This is a genomic window from Archangium sp. (assembly GCF_045802675.1).
In the GTDB taxonomy this organism is placed as follows: domain Bacteria; phylum Myxococcota; class Myxococcia; order Myxococcales; family Myxococcaceae; genus Archangium.
The window spans coordinates 1-19,586 of sequence record NZ_JBJMQO010000070.1 but is presented as its reverse complement, the minus strand read 5'-3'; the positions used below and the strand labels follow the sequence as shown (position 1 = coordinate 19,586).

The following is a 19,586-nucleotide window of genomic DNA, read 5'->3' as shown; positions in this document are numbered from 1 at the left end:
CCCTACTCGCCCGCGCCCAGCACGAAGGACAGCAGCAGCAGCGCGAGCACCACGGACGTCACCGTGACGAAGGCCCGGTCGCGCTGCCGGCCGAAGACGAGCAGCGAGAGCGCCACGCGCATCACCGGCGTGGCCACCAACACCAGCAGCCCCGCCATCACGAAGGCCTGCCCCTGCGCGCTCAGCACGTCCCCGAGCACGTCCGACAGGGCGTGCGGCCCCCGCTCGGGCGCGGTGAGGCCCTCGAGCGACTGGCTCGAGGAGAAGTAGTCGGGGTGGCGGAAGAACGTCAGCGACATGCCCGCCGTCACCAGCGTGAGGCTGAGCAGCACGCCCAGGCGCAACACGTTGCTGATGAGCACCTCGGGGCCGTCGTCCCGCTCCAGCGCCTCCGAGACGTCCGGGAGGGATTGGGTCAGGGATTGCTCGCTCACGGGCTCACTCCCTTGCGCAACATCTGGAAGGCCACCCACAACAGCACCGCCACGAAGAGGCCGCGCAGCCAGTGGCTCTTCACCTTCGTGAGGTAGTGCGAGCCCGCGAAGGCCCCCAGCACCACCCCCGCGCACACCGGGCCGGCGATGAAGGGATCAATGTCCCCGCGCGCGAAGTACACGCCCGCGCTCGCCGCGGCGGTGACACCAATCATGAAGTTGCTCGTGGCCGTGGACACCTTGAAGGGCAGGCCCATGGCCAGGTCCATCGCCGGTACCTTCAGCGCCCCCGAGCCGATGCCCAGCAGCCCACTCACCGTCCCCGCCGCGTACATGAGGCCCAGGCCCGTCAGCGGACGGGTGACGCGGTAGGAGACCTCCCGCCCCGTCTCCTCGTCCCAGTAGCTGCCGTGCAGCCCGAGGCGGTCCGCCAGCGCATCCGGCCCGGCCACCACCGCCGGAGCCGCTCCCCGCCCCAGCTTGCGCAGCATGGCCAGCGCCGAGTACGCCATCACCGCGCCGAAGACGACGTACAGCCAGCGCCCACTCACGAGGCCGGCGATGGCGGCACCCGTCAGCGCCCCGGCCGTGGTCGCCAGCTCGAGGAACATGGCCACGCGCAGGTTGGTGAGGCGCTCGCGCACGTAGGCCGCCGCCGCGCCACTCGAGGTGGCGATGACGGACACGATGGAGGCCCCCACCGCGTAGCGGATGTCCACCCCGAGCACCAGGGTCAGCACCGGCACGAGGATGAGGCCCCCCCCCAACCCCAGGAGCGAGCCCATCAGCCCGGCCCCGAGGGCCACGATGAAGACCACGATGGTGAAGAGAAAAGGCGTCACGCAGGTGGCAGCATCCTTCCGCCATCTTCCCGGAGCGCGCAATTCCGTGCCGCCCTGGCTTTGGCCGCCCGGCTGCTCCTCTGTCTGCCTCGGAGACGGAGGTGGACAGGTGGTGCCCGTCCCCCGAGCCAGCCGGGCTACTCGACGGTGACGTCCACGAAGGAGGACTCGGAGAAGGTCGCATCACAGGAGGTGAAACCCTCGCACGCTTCCACGCCGGCCCTCGCCGTGCCGTACACGCTCAGGCGGTACTGGCCCGCGGACATCGCGGGCAGGGTGAAGCGGACGTGGTTGCCCTCCACCTCCCGGGAGGTCTCGATCCGGTACACGCCCGCATTGGACCCCACCCGCGCCAGATCGATATACCGCGCCTCGAGGAGCTGGTCGGTGCCCGGAAGCCACTCGACGTCGACCTCGACCGCCTCCCCGGCATGAAGCGCGGCCTGCTCCTGGCCATTCATCCGGATGCTCCGCTTCACGTGGAGGTTCTGGAAGACAGCGCGCAGGCGCGAGTCGCCATCGGTGAGGAGGTACTCGACACGGGCCTCCTCCAGCGGACTGGGAACGCCCGAGAACCAGGGCTTCTCACAACCGGAGACGCCATCGAAGCTCAAGCTGGCATCTCCCCGGACCGTCAGGGGGACGTCGACGCCGTTGACGGTGAGGCGGGTGTCGGAGGGAACGCGGTAGCAGGGGGAGTCGGACGTCGACCGGTCGTAATCGAGCCGGACGTACTCGGTCGGCGGGCTGATGGAAGCGGGATCTTGAACGGTCACACCGAGCTTCAGTCCCGGGATGTGCCGCAGATCCCGGTTGAGGACCTCGGGTCCACCACAAGCGGTGGCGGTCGCGGCAATGGCAATCAGGGGAAGGAGTGTCTTCATGCCCGTGCCGCTGAGCACGTCACGTACCAGGACGCGCTCCCGAGGGAAGACGCGGTGCGGCGTACAGATGTGTGCACAGAGAGGTGTGCACGGCGAGCCGCCCGGTTCGCACACGGGGAGAGCGAGAAACCGCGGTATCGAATTCCAAGAAGGTGTCAGCCCGAGAAGGCGGACGCCTCCCGCCCGCTCAGCGGCAGTCCGCTGGCAGGTAGACCTGGCCCTGGAAGCCCTTGGGGCGTTCGCCTTTGTCATACGCGGCCTGGATGGCCTGCTCGGCCAACTCACCGAGTTGCTCCATCTCGTCCCTCGGCAACTCCTCCTCCTTCTGCGCCGCCCGCTCCTTCCAGGTCGCATTCGGTTTCTTGCGCCGAGAGCTCCAGCGGTACAGCGTCACCCCGGGCTCGGGCGTACGCCAGGACAGATGCCAGAGTGCTCCTCCGTTCTCGAATTCGACGAAGAGGGAACCCTCGTAGCCGGTGCCTCCCACGAATTGCTTGCCAGGGTCGACGACCGCATTGAGCGCCGCCAGGTAGCGCCCCGCCTGTTCTCTTCCTTCGTCGCGTGACGCCTCGTCGTCCGGCTTGATCTCGAACAGCACGCGGTCACTCGTATCGGTGATGTCCGGGCGCAAGAGCCTCACGAGCTCCGAAAGACGTTCGGGGTTCCCCAACCTCCCTTCCTTCACGATTTTGGAGAGGTTGGCGGGGTCGAGGAAGACGACACGGCGGGGATGCCGCACGCGGTACTCCCTGCCAATGGCGGTATGTGCGGCTTTGCCAAGAAAAAAGCCCCAGCGCTCCCGGGACTCCAGCGGACGGCCAGGAAGCCTGGTCGAGGGCGGCTCTGCCTGAGCGCCGAGGGCCGCCACGAGCACCAGGAGAAAACCCGCCAGGCCCCAGGTGCTCCACGTTCTGCGTCCACGCTCTTTCATGTCCTCGTCCACAGGAGGCTAACGCCGTCCCAATTCCTTGAGCCAATCCAGCAACTGCCCGCACACCGCGTATTGGGAGGCGCTGGAGATTTCCTCGAACTTTTTCGGGGGAAGTGCGGAGAGGCGCTCGCGCAGGAAACCGGGGTCCCTGAGCAGGTCGCAGTGCTTCAAATCCGTGTCCGTCTCCACCACGGCGGGCATCGCCCGGAGCACGGCTTCCAGGCACTCCTCCCGGGTCGCGCGAGCCATGCGCTCCACCGTCAGCGCCAGGTGCTCGCGAACCGACGCGGGACCTCCAGGGCACCAGGCCTCCAGGGTGATGCGCCAGACGTCGTCCACGAGCTGTTCCAGCGTGTAATTGTCATTGAACCCCCAGAACGCGTAGCGCGGGCCCTGGAGTACCTCCCAGAAGCGCAGCAGCGCGGCGAGCTGGTTCGCGATGCGCTCGGCTCCCCACGGCGGCAGCGGAGGCACGGCATAGCAGAGCGCCCCCCAGGGAGTGCTCAGACAGAAGGACTCGAAGGCCTCGTCCGTCCGTTGGCGCGCCTCCTCTGGCACGCAGAAGTACAGCTCGGTGGAGACGCCCATGAACATGTGCATCCGCCAGCAGGCGTGGGGCGCGCCGAATTCGGCTCCCGCGTGCATCACCAGCACCTCTCCGGGCTGCACCTGACGCATCTGCCGAGGCAGGGGAAAGGCACCGGTCTCGAGGTACTGCCGGGCCCACCACTGGCTCTCGGCTCTCACCTTGCGAAGGATTGCGGGGATGGTGCCGTGGAGCCACGCTGGAAGCTCGAGCACTGGCGACTGTTCCGGGGTCATGGCCATTCGCCCTACTACAGAGGTCAGGCGCGCCTCAACCGGCAACTCACCGCGCGGGCCGCAGGCAGTCCAGTTCCAGGTCCGCGAGGAAGGACAGGAAGGCGTTGTCTCCCACCTCGGCGCGCGCCTCCTCTACCCGGGCCTTCGCGGCCTCCCACTCCCCTGCCCGCTTGAGGCGCGTGGACTCCAGCACCTTCCGGTTGGCCGCCAGCTCGCGCGACAGCCGCGCCGCGTCCCACCGCTCCGTCCCCGCGAGCACTGGCGGCTGCGCCATCGCCAGCAGCGCCTGCGCGTCAAAAGGCTTGTCCGCGTTGAAGAGGAAGTACTCCACCGCCGGGTGGTCATCCGTCACTGGCGCGTACCCCTGCGTCCAGCGCCGCAGCGCCTCGGTGCCCGCCACGTACGTGCCCACGAGCCCATACGGCGAGGTGAAGCCCACGTCCGCCAGCGAGCGCGCCACCGTGGCCTGCGCCCACCGCGCCTCCCAGCCCGCCACGTCCACCGGCAACGGCCGGTCCGCCGCCACCAGCACCGCCTCGTAGTCCGAGGGAATCCACAGCGTCACCTCGGAGAAGCTCTCCAGCAGCGACGCCACCATGCCCCGCGTCAGGTTGTCCGGCTGCTGCTGCAGGGGAATCCACTGCGCCAGCACTCCGCCCGGCGCCAGCCGCTGCTTCACCTCGCGGTAGAACTCGGTGGTGTACAGGCTCACCACGCCCGCCGAGCGCGGCGGCGGGGGCTCGAAGGAGATGACGTCGTAGCGGCCCTGGCTCGAGAGCAGGAAGTGCCGCCCATCGTCGAACACCACGTGCGTGCGCGGATCCTCCGCCGCGCCGTGGTTGTGCTCGGCGAAGTGCGGCGCGGCGGCCAGCACGTCCGGGTTGGTGTCCACGATGGTGAGCGAGCGCAAACCCGGGTGGCTCGCGAACGAGCCCGCGGTGCTGCCCGTGCCGAAGCACACCTGCAACACCTCCTTCGGCTCCGGGTGCAGCAGCATGGGCAGGTGCGCCAGCGTGGCCATGTACCGCTTCCTCGGCAGCGCCGTGTTCGCGTACGACACCGAGCCGAACAGCAACTGCTGGTGGCGGAAGCGCTTCTCCCGGCACCCCGGGCCGCACTGGTACAGCCCCGAATCACACACCGACGCGTTGTCGTACTCGAGCACCGCGAGCGCTCCGTCCACGCCCTCGCGCACGAAGCGCACGCGCGAGTCCACGTGCTCGGCGAAGGCGCGCACCAGCAAGTCTCCGGGCACCAGCGCCACCGCCACCGCGAGCAGCGCCGCCCCGGCCCACATGCTCCGGCGGGCGCTCGGCCGGGCCTCCGGATCCAACGCCTGCACGCCCAGCGCGAGCGCCATGTTGAGCGCGCACACGAGCACGAACGTCCACTGCGTGCCCACGGCGGGCACCAGCACGAAGCCCACCAGCAGCGAGCCCACGATGCCGCCCAGCGTATTCACCGAGTACAGCAGGCCCACGTTGCTGGCGGCGCTCGCCACGTGCCGGGTGGTGAGCTGCACCACCAGCGGGAAGACGACGCCGATGAGGGACGCGGGCACGAGGATGACGAGCGAGGCGTGCAGCAGCATGCCCACGTAGACGGCGTTGGGGCCCCAGCCGCCCACCAGTCCCGAGAGCACCTGGCTCACCGGGCGTGACAGGCCCAGCAGCGCGAGCGACAGCAGGCCCGCGAAGGCCAGCAGCGCCTCCACCGAGACGAAGAGCTCCAGCTCGCGCACCCGCCCGGCCAGCTTCAGCGAGTAGACGAGCCCGCCCACCACCAGCCCCAGCAGGAACGTCACCAGGAGGATGGTGAAGGCATACGTGCTGGAGTCCAGCGAGGTGGAGAGGACGCGGAACCAGAGCACCTCGTAGGAGATGGACGCGAAGCCGCACAGCGCGAAGGCCGCGACGAGCAGCGTGCGGCGCGCGCCGTGGAAGATGGAAGCGGACTCGGAGGCCCCCGAGGCGGCCGGCGCGGGAGTGGAGGCGGAGAGGGGCTCGGGGCGCAGCCACAGGTGCAGGAGGAACACGGCCAGGCCCACGAGCAGGTTGAGCCCCGCCGCGAGCGCCGCCGTGCGCCACAGCCCCACCGCGCCAATCAGGTAGAAGCCCGCCAGCCCGCAGCCGAGCGCCGCGCCCAGCGTGTTGAGCGAGTACAGCACGCCGAAGGAGCGCCCCAGCCCCTCCAGCTCGCGCGCCACGAAGCGCATGAGGACGGGCAGCGTGCCGCCCATGACGAAGGTGGGCGGCAGCACCAGCAGGAAGGCCAGCACCCCGCGCAGCGGCAATGGCCCACCCCCGGGCACGCCCAGCGCGGAGAGCCACTCGGGCAGCGTGGCCAGCACGTGGGTGATGCCCAGCGCGAGCACGCCCGTGGCCGCCTCCAACAAGCCGTACGCCAGCAGCGGGCGCTTCAGCCCGTCCGCGAGCCGCCCCAACCCCAGGCTCCCCAGGACGAGCCCCGCCAGGAAGGCGGACACCACGAGGCTCGCCGCGAAGGTGGTGTGACCCACCACCAGCGTGAGGTAGCGGACCCAGATGACCTCGAAGACGAGCCCGCTCATGCCGGAGGCGACGAAGAGCAGACCCACGGCGGCGAACACTCTGGCGGAGATGCGATTCACGGGAGGCGCGAGTCTACCCCGAGCCCCGCCTCCCCGCCGGTCCGCTCGCACTCCAGGCAGGCGGAGGGCTCCTCCCCCTCCACCCGCGGGGCCTCAGTGCCGCGGGCGGCCGTTGCGCATCAGCTCCAGCCGCTGCCGGGCGCCCCGGTGCTGCGGGTCGAACCGGAGCGCTTCCTCCAGCTGCTCCTTCGCCTTGGGAAGGTTCCCCTGACGGGCGTAGACATCCGCCAGGACCACCAGCACCTCGGCGTTGTACGGCTGAAGCTCCAGGGCGCGCTCCAGCTGCTGGATACCGGTGGCCACGTCGCCCCGGCGCAGCGACAGCTGGCCGAGCACCACGTGCGGCAGGGGCAGCGCCTCGGACTCGGGCTGACGCGCCAGCTCCTCCACCGCGGCCAGGCCCTCCGGAACCCCGGCGCCCGCGAGCGGGAGGGCCGCGGACTGGCGCACCCAGAGCGACTTGTCCCTGAGCAGCGGGACGAGCACGTCCGCCACGTCGCGTGGGCCCGTCGAGGCCAATGCTCCGGCGAGCTCCGAGCGCAGGCTCGGATCCGTGGCCGAGGCGAGCGCCGCCTTCAGCGCGGGCACCGCGTCCTTGCGGAACTGCTGGGCGAGCAACTGCGCCGCCACGCCGCGCAGGGCCGGGGCCTCCTTCTTGTCCGCCAGCACCTGCTCCAGCGGCTGACGGCTGTTCTCCGCGTTCTTCACGGCGAAGGCGTCCGCCAGCCGCATCCGCCGCGCCTGCCGCTGCGCCGCGTTGGGCCACCACTTCGCCATGGCGTCCACCATGGACTCGGGCGTGGCCTGCTCGTGCGTGTGGCACGCGTTGCACGCATTGGGAATGCCGTGCTTCACCGTGTTCTGTGGCACCGGCACGTCGAGCGCATGGTCCGCGAACTTGTCCAGCACGCCCGAGATGGTGGGCGGCATGTGGCACGCCACGCAGTCCTGCGCCTCGGCCGAGGTGTGGTGCGTGTGCTTCTGCCCCTCGGCGAACACCTTCGCGTGGCAGCCCTGGCAGCTCGAGGAGTCCACCGACACGCCCTTCGTGGGGTGCTTGGGCTGCTTGATTTCATTGGCCGCGTGCTCGGCGTGGGGCGCGGAGTGGCAGGTGAGGCACGTGGCGCCGCCCTGCAGGTGGCAGCGCGACTGGGTGAGCGCCTGGTACTCGAAGCTGGAGGTCTTCGGGCGGCCGTCCTCGAAGTAGTCGCCGGAGCGCTCGCTGCCGCTCAGCAGCACCACCATGGGCTGGTAGTGGTCCTCGTAGCGGTCCCCGGGCACGTAGTGGTGCTGCGCGTCCAGCACGGGGAAGAGCGTGCGGTGCGGCCCGTGGCACTGCCCGCACACGGCCAGTCCCTTCTGCGCCGGCAGCTTCGAGGGCTGGATGATGTCCTTCTTCAGCTGCGTCTCCGCGTGGTGCGCGCCGGGGCCGTGGCAGCTCTCGCAGGCCACGCCCGCGTCCGAGAAGCCGGTGCTCCACTTGTGGCTCGTGCGGTCGTAGTGCGTGTTGAGGCCCGTGGTGTGGCAGTCCAGGCACGCGTGCTGCACGTTGCGCTGCCAGTTGGACCAGAAGAAGGGATGGTCCGTCGACAGCGTGCCCTGCTTGGACTCGGAGTAGTCCACCCACTCGCCCTTGCCGGTGACGTGGAAGTAGATGGGCAGCACCTGCCAGCGGCCATCCGGCATCATCGTCACGGGATCCTGCATCCGCTTGCCGCCCACCACCCACTGCACGGAGTACTCGTCCACGACGCCCGTGGGCCCCTTGGTGCGCATGGCGAACTGCTCGGCGTGCCGGGACATCCACGCCTCGCTCGAGTCGCCCTTGAAGTGCGTATTGACGAAGTCGCCGACCACCACGCGCGTGCGCGCCTCCGAGAGCGCGCGCGAGTGCCAGTCCTTGCTCCACGCGGCGTGCTCGTCGTCATGGCACTCGGAGCACTTCTCCGAGCCGACGTAGCCCGTCCACGGCGAGGCCAGCGACGCGGTGGCGCGGGGCGGCTCCGGGGCCTTCGGCGCGGCCGCCGCGGCCACGGGCGCGGAAGCCGGGGCGGCCGTCGTGCTCGAGGCGACGGCGGTGGAGGGCGCGGCGGGCGGGGCGTTCGGCGCGGAGGGGCGCCAGATGGCGGCGCCTGCGGCCACCAGGAGGAGAACGGCGACCGCGAGGACGGGCGTACGGGAGCGGGGCATGCGGGCGGGGGCGAGGGACGGCGGGAGGCTGACGCGGAACGGTGAGGCTACCTCAAACCGCGCGTCGCCTGCTGGGACGAGGTGCCGGTCCCCGCCGCTCGCTGCTGCCGCCGCTGGGCCGCCTGGTGGCTTCTCAGGAGCTCCAACAGTCCCGCCACGGCGAACAGCGCCATGCCGGCTCCGCCCACCGCCACCACATAGTCGGCCACGCCCGCCCGGCCGCAATCCAGACAGGCCACGGTGGGATCATCCGGCGCGTAGCGCAGCTCCACGTGGGAGCCGGCGGGGAAGCGGTTCACGTACTCGCGCGCCTCCTGCAAATCGCCCGTGTCGGTGGCGGCGAAGGCGATGACCTCGGAGGTGTAGGGCGTAGAGCCCACCGTGTAGCTGTAGCTCACGTGCGGCCGGAAGCGCACCGAGCGCTTGCTGCGCATCGTCTCCACCGAGGACTTCAGCACCGAGCCCTGCGCCGTGGGCCAGTTCCCGCTCGTCCAGGCCCGCAGGACGGCCCGTCCTCCTCCGAAGGCGAGCACGCCTCCGAACAGCAGCATCATCACTCCGAGCAGCACCCGCTTCGTCACGACAGGACCTCGCATGCCCGGGCCGGCCCGGGCGGTGGAACGTGGAAGAGTCCGAAAGGGCTCACGGATCAGCGGCGTCGGCCGCCTCGCGCACGGTGGCCGTCAGCAGCTCGAGGTCCACCGGCTTGTCCAGGAAGGCCCTCGCCCCGAGCCGCTTCGCCGCCTCGCGCGTCTCCTCATCCGCGAAGGACGACAGGAGGATGACGGGACAGGAGAGCCCGGAGGCCTGCGCCTGCACGAGCACCTCCAGACCATTGCGCCCCGGCATCCGCACATCGGACAGGATGACGTCCGGGGGCTGCAGCGGCCCGCCACACACCTGCGTCAGGGCCACGTAGTCCGACAGCTCGAAGCCGTCCTCCAGCGCCACCACCGCGTAGCCCGCCCGGGCCAGCGTCAGCGTGAGCAGCGCGCGCATCTCGTCATCGTCCTCGGCCAGGAGGATGCGCAGCGGGCGGGGTTCGGACGGAAGCAGAGGCATCATGGCGCACGCGGGGAGCGGAGAGGCAATGGCCTTGGCTGAGCATGGCCCGTGCCAGCGCGCTTTCCCCTCGGGAGACGTGCTCCCCGAGGCGCCGAAGCGGGGCATCGTGCCCCACGGGGGCGTTCTGCCCCGCCCGCGAGGCCCACGACCCAGGCCCCTTCCCGTGATTCGCCGAGGGAAAAGGGGCCGGTGGCATGGGCGATGCTTTGGGTATGGGCGAACCCGCATCCCGCGGGCCTCTTAGTGAGGAGGCAGTCCCCATGAAGCGCTCGTCCCTGCTGCTCGGTGTCACCGTGTCCCTGCTGTCCCTGAGCGCGTTCGCGGCCCCCAAGGAGGCCCCGGCCGCTAGCGACAAGCCCGCCACCACCGCTCCGGCGAAGAAGTCCACCAAGAAGGCCCCGAAGCACGCCGAGACCAAGAAGCCGGCGGGCGCCGAGTCCGCCGCCCACTGAGTCCTTCCCCGCTTGCGCCCCTGCCCCGGTCCATGTCCTCCTCTATCCCCTCTGACACCATGGACCGGGGCGGGCGAGCGCGTCGTCGTGGATGGGCCCGCGGCACCTCCCGGATGACGAGACCGCATGAAGCTCGCCCGGAAGATCACCCTCGCCCTCGTCCTGCTCGCCTTCGCCGTCATCGCGGGGCTGGAAACGATTGAGGTGCAGCGCGAGCTCAACCGCTCCGCGCTGGACATGCAGCATGACCACCGGCTGCTCGGCCACACGCTGGGCGGCTCGTTCGTCCGGGCCTGGGAGCTGGAGGGCGAGGACGAGGCCCTCACCCTGCTGGCGGACGCCAACCGCTTCCAGGAGCAGGTGCGGCTGAGCTGGCTGTGGTTGGACTCGCCGCTCGCGCAGGAGCTGCCCCCCGGCCAGGTGGAGGCCCTGCGTGAAGGCCGGGACACGTCCTTCCTGGACGACCGCCTGCCCCCGGGCCTGCTGCGCTCCTTCACCCCCGTCACCATCGACGACAGACAGGGAGCCATCGAAATCATCGAGCCACTGACGGAGCAACGCCTGCACGTGCGCCAGACGGTGGTGGGCACCGTGGTGGCCACCGGGGCCATCACCCTCGCCTTCCTCGTGGTGGCCATGGCCATGGGGCGCCGGCTGGTGGGCCGCCCGGTGGAGCAGCTCGCGGACCTGGCGCAGCGCATCGGCCACGGAGACCTGGAGGCGCGCGTGCACCTGCGCCAGAAGGACGAGCTGGCCACGCTCGCGGACGCGATGAACCAGATGGCCGGGGGCCTGGCGGCCGCGCGCGAGCAGCTGGTGGCGGAGACGGCGGCGCGCCTGTCCACGCTCGAGCACCTGCGGCACGCGGACCGGCTCGCCACCGTGGGCAAGCTCGCCTCCGGCATGGCCCACGAGCTGGGCACCCCGCTCAACGTGGTGCTCGGCCGGGCGAAGATGATTACCACGGGCGAGGCCGAGGGCGAGGAGTCGCTGGAGTGCGCCCGCATCATCTCCCAGCAGGTGCAGCACATGACGAGCATCATCCGCCAGCTGCTGGACTTCGCCCGGCGGCGCACGCCCCGGCGCACCCCGGAGGATTTGTCGAAGCTGGTGGAGCGCACGCTCACGCTGCTGCAGCCCATGGCGGCGCGGCGCAACGTGGTGCTCGCCAGCGAGACGCCGGGCCCGCTGAGCCTCGAGGTGGATGCCGGGCAGCTTCAGCAGGCCCTCACCAACCTGGTCGTCAACGGCCTGCAGGCGATGAAGCGCCCGGGCACGCTGCGGGTGCGGCTGGGACGGGCGCGCGCCCTGCCCCCGGTGGAGCTCGGCGGCCCGGAGGCCGAGTGGGTGCGGGTGGACGTGGTGGACGAGGGCGAGGGCATTGCCCCGGAGGTGCTGCCCCGCGTCTTCGAGCCCTTCTTCACCACCAAGGACGTAGGCGAGGGGACGGGCCTGGGGCTCTCCGTCTCCTATGGGCTCATCCGCGACCACGGCGGGTGGATCTCCGTGAGCAGCGAGCCCGGCAGCGGTAGTTGCTTCTCGATATTCCTCCCACCGGAGGCCAGGGACTCCGTCAAGGACTCCAAGGACACAGAGGGGACCAAGCCATGAGCGCGACGAAGGGCCGCATCCTGGTCGTCGAGGACGAGCGGGAGATGCGGGCGCTGTTGGAGAAGGGGCTGGCGCGCCGGGGCTTTCAACCCTCGGTGCGTGGGAGCGCGGACGAGGCCTTCGCGCTGCTCGAGTCGGAGGACTTCGACACGGTGCTCACGGATCTGCGGATGCCGGGCATGGACGGGCTGGCGCTGTGCGAGCGCATCGTGCTCAACCGGCCGGACATCCCCGTCGTCGTGGTGACGGCGTTTGGCACCCTGGAGACGGCGGTGGCGGCCATCCGCGCGGGGGCCTACGACTTCGTCACCAAGCCGGTGGACCTGGACGCGCTGACGCTGGTGCTGGAGCGGGCGGTGCAGCACCGGGCGCTGCGCGACGAGGTGCGCCGGTTGCGCCGGGCCCTGGGTGACGTGTCCGCCGACGGCGGCGTGGTGGGTGAGAGCCCCGCGCTGCGCCGGGTGTACGAGCTCATCGACCGGGTGGCGGACTCGGACGCCTCGGTGCTGGTGACGGGCGAGAGTGGCACCGGCAAGGAGGTGGCCGCCCGGGCGCTGCACGCGCGCAGCCGCCGCAACCCCGGGCCCTTCGTGGCCATCAACTGCGCGGCCATGCCCGAGGCCCTCCTGGAGAGCGAGCTGTTCGGCCACGCCAAGGGCGCCTTCACCGACGCCAAGGCCGCGCGCACCGGCCTCTTCATCAAGGCCAGCGGCGGCACGCTCTTCCTCGACGAGGTGGGGGAGATGCCCCTGGCCCTCCAGCCCAAGCTGCTGCGCGCCCTGCAGGAGCGCACGGTGCGCCCGGTGGGCGGGGACACCGAGCTGCCCTTCGACGCGCGCATCGTCGCCGCCACCAACCGCGACCTGGAGCTGGCCGTGGAGGAGGGGCGCTTCCGCGAGGACTTGTACTACCGGCTCAACGTCATCGGCCTGGAGCTGCCCCCGCTGCGCGCCCGGGGCAATGACATCCTGCTGCTGGCCCAGCGCTTCCTGGAGCACTTCGCCGCGCGCAGCGGCAAGCGCGTGGTGGGGCTGAGCCCCGCGGCCGCCCAGCGCCTGCTGGCCTACTCCTGGCCCGGCAACGTGCGCGAGCTCCAGAACTGCATCGAGCGCGCCGTGGCCCTCACCTCCTACGAGCAGCTCACCGTGGAGGACCTGCCGGAGCGCATCCGGGACTATCGCGCCGCCAGCCCCGCCCAGGGCAATGACATGTCCGAGCTCGTTTCACTCGAGGAGATGGAGCGCCGCTACATCCAGCGCGTGCTGGACACGGTGGGCGGCAGCCGCACGCTGGCCTCGCGCATCCTCGGGGTGGACCGCAAGACGCTCTACCGCAAGCTGGGCCGGCGCCACGCCGCCAACCCGGGGGGCGCCGAGGACAAGGAGGACTCGAAGGCCTGAGGACGCCCCGTCGCCTTCGGACTGGACAAACCCCCTCGACTTGGAAGAAGTGGCCGCCCAGGAGGAAGCGCCATGGCGACCCTGGATTTCGAGCCCATCTTCCCGCATGAGCTGCGCGACGCCTGGCCGGCGCTCTCGCGCGACGAGCGCGTGGAGAGCTTCAAGCTGGTGCCGCACGCCACGGCGGACGACTTCTTCCTCTCGCTGTCCGCGCAGGAGCAGGCCGAGCTCATCCTCCTGCTGGCCCCCGGCGAGCGGCGCACGTGGCTGCGGCTGCTCGCCCCGGACGACGCGGTGGACGTCATCCAGTCCGCCCCCGCCGGCGCCCGCGAGGCCCTGCTCCAGGAGCTGGACGAGACCACCCGCCGCGAGGTGCTCGCCCTGCTGGCCTACGAGGAGGACGACGCGGGCGGCCTGATGAATCCCCGCTTCGCCCGCGCGCGGCCGGAGATGACCATCGACGAGGCCATCAGCTACCTGCGCAAGCAGACGCGCGAGAAGGTGGAGACGGTCTACTACGCGTACGTGCTGGACACCCAGCAGCACCTGCAGGGCGTGGTGTCGCTGCGCCAGCTCTTCCAGTCCGCCCCCGACAAGCGCGTGGCCGAGGTGATGAGCCGGGACCTGGTCACCGTCTCCGAGGACACGGACCAGGAAGCGGTGAGCCGGCTCTTCTCCGAGCACGGCCTGATGGCCATTCCGGTGGTGGACGCCGACAAGCGGATGAAGGGCATCGTCACCGTGGACGACATCGTCCAGGTGGTGCAGGAGGAGGCCACCGAGGACATCCAGAAGGTCGGCGGTATGGAGGCCCTCGACGCGCCCTACTTCGAGGTGGGCTTCCTCGCCATGCTCAAGAAGCGCGCGGGCTGGCTGCTGGTGCTCTTCCTGGGCGAGATGCTCACCGCCACCGCCATGGGCTACTTCGAGGAGGAGATCGCCCGGGCCGTGGTGCTCAGCCTCTTCATCCCGCTCATCATCAGCTCCGGAGGCAACTCGGGCAGCCAGGCCACCACGCTCATCATCCGCTCGCTGGCGCTCTCCGAGGTGCGGCTGCGCGACTGGTGGCGCGTGGCGCGGCGCGAGGTACTGGCGGGCCTGGCGCTGGGCACCACCCTGGGCTGCGTGGGTATCGCGCGCATCCTCATCTGGCAGGCCATCTTCCACAGCTACGGAGAGCACGCCTTGCTGGTGGCGCTCACGGTGGGCCTGTCCCTGGTGGGCGTCGTCATGTGGGGGACGCTCTCCGGCTCCATGCTGCCCTTCCTGCTCCGCCGCCTGGGGTTCGACCCGGCGAGCGCCTCGGCGCCCTTCGTGGCCACGCTGGTGGACGTGTCCGGACTCGTCATCTACTTCACCGCGGCCAGCCTCATCCTGCACGGCACACTGCTGTAGGCTCCCTCCAGGGGCCGAGCGGGGGCGGAGCCGGCCCCCCTTCGTTCCACCCTGGAGACGCACCCTTGAGCACGAACAGCAACCGCTTTGACCTGTGGGCGCCGCAGACGCGCGCCAACCCCCTGCCCCTCTACGCGCGCATGCGCCAGGAGGCGCCCGTGGTCCGGCTGGTCGACCCCAATACGGGCGTCCCGGTGTGGATGGTGACCGGCTACAAGGACGCGGTGGACCTGTTGAGAGATTCGCGCTTCACCAAGGACTCGCGCAAGCTCCCCGACGGCTCGCCGGCGAAGCAGCTGCGGGCCAACGCCATACAGCAGGCGCTCAGCCAGCACATGCTCATGGCGGACCCGCCGGACCACACGCGCCTGCGCACCCTGGTGTCCAAGGCCTTCACCCCGCGCCGCGTGGAGGAGCTGCGCCCGCGCGTCACCGCCATCGCGAACGAGCTGCTGGACGCCATGAAGGCCCGCGGCGAGGTGGACCTGCTCGACACCTTCGCCTTCCCCCTGCCCATGACGGTCATCGCCGAGCTGCTCGGCGTGCCGGTGGAGGACCGGGACTCGTTCCGGGACTGGACGACCACCCTCGTCAGCCCACCCGTCAACGGGGACATGGGGCCCATCCAGAAGGCGGGCATGCAGTTCGCCCAGTACATCCAGAGCCTGCTGACGCGGCGGCGGACCGAGCCCCGGGACGATCTGCTCACCGCCCTCGTCTCCGTGGAGGAGCAGGGGGACCGGCTCTCGCCCACGGAGCTCGTCGGCATGCTGTTCCTGTTGCTGTTGGCGGGCCACGAGACGACGGTGAACCTCATCGGCAACGGCGTCTGGGCCCTGCTCCAGCACCCCGAGCAGCTCGAGCGGCTGCGCGCCAACCCGGCCCTCATCGAATCCGCGGTGGAGGAGATGCTGCGCTACCGCGGCCCGGTGGAGACCACCACCCAGCGCTGGGCCCCCCAGGACATCGAGTTCCACGGGCAGGTGATTCCGGCGGGAGAGGGCGTGCTCGCCTCGCTGCTGGCGGCCGACCACGACCCCGAGCAGTTCCCCGAGCCGGAGACGTTCGACATCACCCGCGAGCCCAACCGGCACATCGCCTTCGGCTTCGGCATCCACTTCTGCCTGGGCGCGCCGCTGGCCCGGCTCGAGGGCGCCCTCGCCCTCAACCTGCTGCTGGAGCGCCTGCCCCGGCTGCGGCTGGCGGTGGACCCGGGCGAGCTGCGCTGGCGCGACGGCATCCTCGTGCACGGCCTGCGGCGCCTGCCCGTGGCATTCTAGGGCGCATGGCCTTCCCCTGCCCCCGCTGCCAGCACCCCATCACCCTGGGAGCCACGTTCTGCACGAGCTGTGGCACCTCGCTGTTGCTCGAGGCACGCCCGGGCAGCGCCGAGCCCACCTGCGCCGTCCACCCCACGCTGCGCAGCCTGGCCATCTGCGACCGCTGCGGCGCGTTCGCCTGCTCCCGGTGCCTGCGCGAGGGCCCGCGCGGCGAGGTGCTCTGCGAGGCGTGCCACTCCCGGGAGCCGGCGCTCCCGGTGCCGTGGGACTTGCGCGAGGAGCTGGGCACGCTCCAGGCCTTCTGGCAGACGGCGGTGGAGGTGATGATCCGCCCGGACCACTTCTCCGGGGCCCGCCCGGACGGGAGCCCGGGCGGCTCGCTGTTCTTCGCGCTGCTGTGCGCGCTGCCGGCCAGCGTCGTGATGGGCCTCACCTACCTGGGCATCTTCTCCCTCGTGCCCCTGATGGTCGGACAGCCCGCGGCCGGGAGCGACACGCCGTCGGTGGAGAGCCTGTTCAAATGGGCGGGGGTGGGGATGTTCCTGGCCAGCGCGGTGCTCGGCCCCCTCTTCTCCGTGGCCACCACGGTGGTGATGGCGGGCCTCGACCACCTCGTGCTGCGCCTGGCGGGCGTCACCGGGGGCTACGCGGTGACGCTGCGGGGCAACGCCTTCGCCCAGGCGCCCTGGTTGCTCGGCGCCATTCCCTTCTTCGGCGTGTACGTGGCGCCCGTCTGGGCGGTGGTGGCCCGCGTCTTCACCTACCGCGGGCTGCACCGGACGACCTGGGGCGTGGCGCTCGCCGGAGCCCTCGTCGGCCCGCTCCTCACCTGCTGCCTCTGCGGTGCGGGCTACTTCTCCTTGCTGGCGGGCTTCATGAACTCCATCAAGACCTAAGTTCGAGTTTCGCAGTTTCTGGCGATGCTCAAGCCGCTGCCTTGAAGGAGCCGGGTAGTGCTGCTCACCCACCGCCAGGACGGCTCCACCCTACCATCTCCTCCTCGAGGTCCGAGGACCAGGAAGTGCCGTAACCGTCGTCCCAACCGTACCATCCGGGAACCGCCAGCACGCCGCCGCGCCGGGTGACCAGGGACACGCTGAACCCCCAGCCGCGGCCCTCCCAGTCGTCAGGGAAGAAGCCAGACACCGCCTTCTGCTCGGGCGTCATCACATGACTTGACGCTGCATGCGGCGAGTGTGCATAAGAGGCCCTAATAAAACCGCTCCTTCGACGGCTGCGCCCGCCGACGCACAGCTCACTCCACTGGTTTTGTTAGGATCTCTAGGGCATCGGCCTCTGGGCCGGATGCGAATGTGCCAGCGGCGGACCAGGGCATCAGGGCTCGCCAGTTCTGAGTTCGGGGACTGTGGTGCCTGATCGGCCTGGGCGCGATTCCACAGCCCTCGTTTCTCCTCTGAGATCTTCTTCCATGAGCGACCTGCTAGACCGAATTGCCCAGTTGCCGCCCGAGAAGCGCGCCCTCCTCGAGAAACGATTGAAGGAGAGTCAGCCGCCCGGTGGTGGCGTCCCATCGCGAGCCATTCCCAGGCGTCCGGCGGGGCTCGACCCGCTGCCCCTGTCCCACTCCGAACAGCGGATGTGGCTTCATGAGCAGCTCTCGCCGGGACAGGCGCTCTACACCAGCCTCACGGCGCTCCGGATCGAGGGTCCGCTATCGATCCCCGAACTCGAGGACAGCCTGTACGCGCTCGTCCAGCGCCATGAGGTTCTCCGCACCGTCTTCGCAACGGTGCGGGGAGGACCCGTCCGGCGCGTGCTGCCCCTGGCAACGCCGGGGTTCTCGCTCGAGGAGCTCGGCGCGCTGACCGACGCCGAGCAGGAAGCCCGCATCAGCGAATTCGTGCGTGCCGAGGAGCACACGCCCTTCATGCTTGAGACGGGGCCGCTGCTCCGGGCGCGGCTACTGGTGCTGGGGGGCTCCCGGTTCATCCTGCTGCTGGCGGCGCATCACATCGCCACGGATGCCTGGTCCAACGGCATCCTCCTGAAGGAACTGGCGGCGTTGTACCGTGCCCGCGTGCAGGGCCGGGAGCCCGAGCTGCTCCCCCTGGAGCTGCAGGCTGGAGACTTCGCGTGCTGGCAGCGCGAGGCGGCCCAAGAGGCGGCGCTCGAGCCGCACCTCCAATACTGGAAACAGCGGCTCTCCCCACCCCCTCCCGCGCTCCATCTCCCCACCGACAGACCCCGGCAGGCCAGCACCACCTACGCCGGAGCGCACCTGCCCTTTGCGTTCTCCCCCACCCTCTCCCACGCCCTGCGCGCCCAGGCCCAACGAGAGGGCGCCACTGTCTTCATGGCGCTGATCGCGGCCTTCCAGGGACTCCTGCACCGCTACACGGGGCAGGAGGACTTCGCCATCGGGACGCCGATGACGTACCGCGAGAACCTCCAGCTCGAGTCCGTGGTGGGCTGCTTCATCAATACGCTCGTCCTCAGGGCCGATCTCTCCGGCGAGCCCTCCTTCACGGAGCTCCTCGCACGCACCCGCAAGACGATGCTCGAGGCGTTCGCCCACCAGCGGGCTCCCTTCGAGCGTGTCGTCCAGGTGGTGAATCCCGAGCGCGGTCCCGGTCACTCTCCTCTCTTCCAGGTGCTCATCTCCTTGGAGGAGTCGCCCGCCGCGCTCCAGTTCGACCAGGTCCAGGTCCAGGTCTTCCAGACCGAGGTCAGCGTGGCCAAATTCGAGCTGTCCTTGCGCCTCGTCGATCGGCCCTCGGGAATCTGCGGCCTGCTGGAGTACAGCACCGAGCTCTTCGAGCGCTCCACCATCGAGCGGATGGTGGAACACCTCCAGGCCTTTCTGGAGGGGGCGGTGGCCGCGCCTTCCACCCCCGTGTCGCGGCTCGCCATGTTGCCGGAGCGCGAGCGGCACCAGGTGTTGGAGGCGTGGAACGCGACGCGGGCGGATGTCCCGTGGGAGTGCCTCCATGTGCTCTTCGAGCAGCAGGCCGCGCGCACCCCCGAGGCGATGGCGGTCGTCTCTGGCGGGCGTGGCCTCACCTATGCCCAGCTCAACGCGCGCGCCAACCAGCTCGCGCACAGGCTGGGCCGCCTGGGCGTCGGACCCGAGCGCCGCGTTGGCCTCTGCCTGTCCCGCTCCACCGAGGCCATCGTGGCGCTCCTGGGCGTCCTCAAGGCGGGTGGGGCCTACGTCCCCCTGGAGCCAGAGCATCCGCCCAAGCGGCTCGAGTACCAGCTCGCCGAGTGCCAGGCCCCCGTCCTGCTCACCCAGGAGAAGCTGCTGCCGCGCCTGCCCGAAGGGCCTTGGACGATTCTCTGCGTGGATCGCGACGCGGCCACGCTGGAAGGAGAGAGCACCCAGAACCCGCGCGTGGAGGGGCTGTTGCCCTCCCACCCCGTTTACATCATCTACACCTCGGGCTCGACAGGGCGGCCCAAGGGTGTCGTCATCGAGCACCGCAACCTCGTCAACTACACCTGGGCCATCCTGCGCAAACTGGGGCAGCCCCCCGCGGGGCTGCGCTTCGCCACGGTGTCCACCCTTGGCGCCGACCTGGGCAACACGAGCATCTTCCCTTCGCTCGTGTCCGGCGGCACCCTGCACGTCCTCGACTACGACACGGCGACCGACCCCGCACTGTTCTCCCGCTACAACCAGGAGTGGCGGCT

General features: G+C 70.5%; 17 protein-coding genes. 7 read left to right on the top strand and 10 right to left on the bottom strand.

What is annotated here, in order from left to right; all coding sequences use genetic code 11:
- Window positions 1-2 precede the first annotated feature (2 nt).
- From ACJ8AN_RS19450 to ACJ8AN_RS19410, 9 genes are all read right to left on the bottom strand, one after another.
- Entirely contained in the window at window positions 3-434 is a 432-nt protein-coding gene (locus ACJ8AN_RS19450) for a DUF1634 domain-containing protein (RefSeq protein ID WP_407756894.1), read from the bottom strand.
- The gene (locus ACJ8AN_RS19445; RefSeq protein WP_407756893.1) at window positions 431-1,276 is read right to left on the bottom strand and encodes a sulfite exporter TauE/SafE family protein; all 846 of its coding nucleotides are present in this window, start codon (window positions 1,274-1,276) and stop codon (window positions 431-433) included. Before ACJ8AN_RS19445 ends, ACJ8AN_RS19450 begins: the two co-directional genes overlap by 4 nt.
- Before the next feature lie 137 nt (window positions 1,277-1,413).
- Complete coding sequence (locus ACJ8AN_RS19440; RefSeq protein ID WP_407756892.1) at window positions 1,414-2,160, bottom strand: hypothetical protein; 747 nt, start codon at window positions 2,158-2,160, stop codon at window positions 1,414-1,416.
- A 187-nt stretch (window positions 2,161-2,347) separates the two neighbouring features.
- Window positions 2,348-3,091, bottom strand: coding sequence for a hypothetical protein (locus tag ACJ8AN_RS19435; RefSeq protein ID WP_407756891.1), 744 nt, complete (start codon window positions 3,089-3,091; stop codon window positions 2,348-2,350).
- 18 nt (window positions 3,092-3,109) lie between these two features.
- Window positions 3,110-3,913, bottom strand: coding sequence for a hypothetical protein (locus ACJ8AN_RS19430; protein ID WP_407756890.1), 804 nt, complete (start codon window positions 3,911-3,913; stop codon window positions 3,110-3,112).
- A 46-nt stretch (window positions 3,914-3,959) separates the two neighbouring features.
- Entirely contained in the window at window positions 3,960-6,542 is a 2,583-nt protein-coding gene (locus ACJ8AN_RS19425; protein ID WP_407756889.1) for a fused MFS/spermidine synthase, read from the bottom strand.
- 93 nt (window positions 6,543-6,635) lie between these two features.
- Complete coding sequence (locus ACJ8AN_RS19420; RefSeq protein ID WP_407756888.1) at window positions 6,636-8,732, bottom strand: HEAT repeat domain-containing protein; 2,097 nt, start codon at window positions 8,730-8,732, stop codon at window positions 6,636-6,638.
- A 47-nt stretch (window positions 8,733-8,779) separates the two neighbouring features.
- Window positions 8,780-9,313, bottom strand: a complete 534-nt coding sequence (locus tag ACJ8AN_RS19415; RefSeq protein ID WP_407756887.1) for a DUF3592 domain-containing protein — start codon at window positions 9,311-9,313, stop codon at window positions 8,780-8,782.
- 61 nt (window positions 9,314-9,374) lie between these two features.
- Entirely contained in the window at window positions 9,375-9,797 is a 423-nt protein-coding gene (locus tag ACJ8AN_RS19410) for a response regulator (RefSeq protein WP_407756886.1), read from the bottom strand.
- 260 nt (window positions 9,798-10,057) lie between these two features.
- Between ACJ8AN_RS19410 and ACJ8AN_RS19405 the strand changes: the two genes are divergently transcribed.
- The 6 genes from ACJ8AN_RS19405 (at window position 10,058) to ACJ8AN_RS19380 (ending at window position 16,831) form a co-directional block, all read left to right on the top strand.
- The gene (locus tag ACJ8AN_RS19405; RefSeq protein ID WP_407756885.1) at window positions 10,058-10,249 is read left to right on the top strand and encodes a hypothetical protein; all 192 of its coding nucleotides are present in this window, start codon (window positions 10,058-10,060) and stop codon (window positions 10,247-10,249) included.
- Window positions 10,250-10,375: 126 nt separating this feature from the next.
- Window positions 10,376-11,860 carry an ATP-binding protein gene (locus ACJ8AN_RS19400; RefSeq protein WP_407756884.1) on the top strand — a complete coding sequence of 495 codons (1,485 nt, stop codon included), beginning with the start codon at window positions 10,376-10,378 and terminating at the stop codon, window positions 11,858-11,860.
- Window positions 11,857-13,260 carry a sigma-54-dependent transcriptional regulator gene (locus ACJ8AN_RS19395; RefSeq protein WP_407756883.1) on the top strand — a complete coding sequence of 468 codons (1,404 nt, stop codon included), beginning with the start codon at window positions 11,857-11,859 and terminating at the stop codon, window positions 13,258-13,260. The genes ACJ8AN_RS19400 and ACJ8AN_RS19395 overlap by 4 nt, the downstream gene beginning before the upstream one ends.
- Before the next feature lie 72 nt (window positions 13,261-13,332).
- On the top strand, window positions 13,333-14,655 hold the full coding sequence (gene mgtE / locus ACJ8AN_RS19390) for a magnesium transporter (RefSeq protein ID WP_407756882.1): 1,323 nt from the start codon (window positions 13,333-13,335) through the stop codon (window positions 14,653-14,655).
- Between the two features lie 65 nt (window positions 14,656-14,720).
- A complete protein-coding gene (locus ACJ8AN_RS19385) occupies window positions 14,721-15,935 on the top strand; it encodes a cytochrome P450 (RefSeq protein WP_407756881.1) in 1,215 nt (404 codons plus the stop codon).
- Between the two features lie 5 nt (window positions 15,936-15,940).
- Window positions 15,941-16,831, top strand: coding sequence for a YIP1 family protein (locus tag ACJ8AN_RS19380; RefSeq protein WP_407756880.1), 891 nt, complete (start codon window positions 15,941-15,943; stop codon window positions 16,829-16,831).
- Window positions 16,832-16,895: 64 nt separating this feature from the next.
- Here the strand turns inward: ACJ8AN_RS19380 and ACJ8AN_RS19375 are convergent, their stop codons facing one another.
- Window positions 16,896-17,102, bottom strand: a complete 207-nt coding sequence (locus ACJ8AN_RS19375) for a hypothetical protein (protein ID WP_407756879.1) — start codon at window positions 17,100-17,102, stop codon at window positions 16,896-16,898.
- A gap of 262 nt (window positions 17,103-17,364) precedes the next feature.
- On the opposite strand from ACJ8AN_RS19375, the gene ACJ8AN_RS19370 reads away from it, so the two are divergent.
- A partial coding sequence (locus tag ACJ8AN_RS19370; protein WP_407756878.1) for a non-ribosomal peptide synthetase occupies window positions 17,365-19,586 on the top strand: 2,222 nt, incomplete at its 3' end.

Excerpts from the sequence above, each read along its gene's own strand:
- ACJ8AN_RS19440 (WP_407756892.1), bottom strand. The coding sequence starts at position 2,160 with ATGAAGACACTCCTTCCCCTGATTGCCATTGCCGCGACCGCCACCGCT.
- ACJ8AN_RS19405 (WP_407756885.1), top strand. The coding sequence starts at position 10,058 with ATGAAGCGCTCGTCCCTGCTGCTCGGTGTCACCGTGTCCCTGCTGTCC.
- ACJ8AN_RS19395 (WP_407756883.1), top strand. The coding sequence starts at position 11,857 with ATGAGCGCGACGAAGGGCCGCATCCTGGTCGTCGAGGACGAGCGGGAG.
- ACJ8AN_RS19420 (WP_407756888.1), bottom strand. The coding sequence starts at position 8,732 with ATGCCCCGCTCCCGTACGCCCGTCCTCGCGGTCGCCGTTCTCCTCCTG.
- ACJ8AN_RS19380 (WP_407756880.1), top strand. The coding sequence starts at position 15,941 with ATGGCCTTCCCCTGCCCCCGCTGCCAGCACCCCATCACCCTGGGAGCC.
- ACJ8AN_RS19430 (WP_407756890.1), bottom strand. The coding sequence starts at position 3,913 with ATGACCCCGGAACAGTCGCCAGTGCTCGAGCTTCCAGCGTGGCTCCAC.
- mgtE (WP_407756882.1), top strand. The coding sequence starts at position 13,333 with ATGGCGACCCTGGATTTCGAGCCCATCTTCCCGCATGAGCTGCGCGAC.
- ACJ8AN_RS19435 (WP_407756891.1), bottom strand. The coding sequence starts at position 3,091 with ATGAAAGAGCGTGGACGCAGAACGTGGAGCACCTGGGGCCTGGCGGGT.
- ACJ8AN_RS19375 (WP_407756879.1), bottom strand. The coding sequence starts at position 17,102 with ATGACGCCCGAGCAGAAGGCGGTGTCTGGCTTCTTCCCTGACGACTGG.
- ACJ8AN_RS19410 (WP_407756886.1), bottom strand. The coding sequence starts at position 9,797 with ATGATGCCTCTGCTTCCGTCCGAACCCCGCCCGCTGCGCATCCTCCTG.
- ACJ8AN_RS19400 (WP_407756884.1), top strand. The coding sequence starts at position 10,376 with ATGAAGCTCGCCCGGAAGATCACCCTCGCCCTCGTCCTGCTCGCCTTC.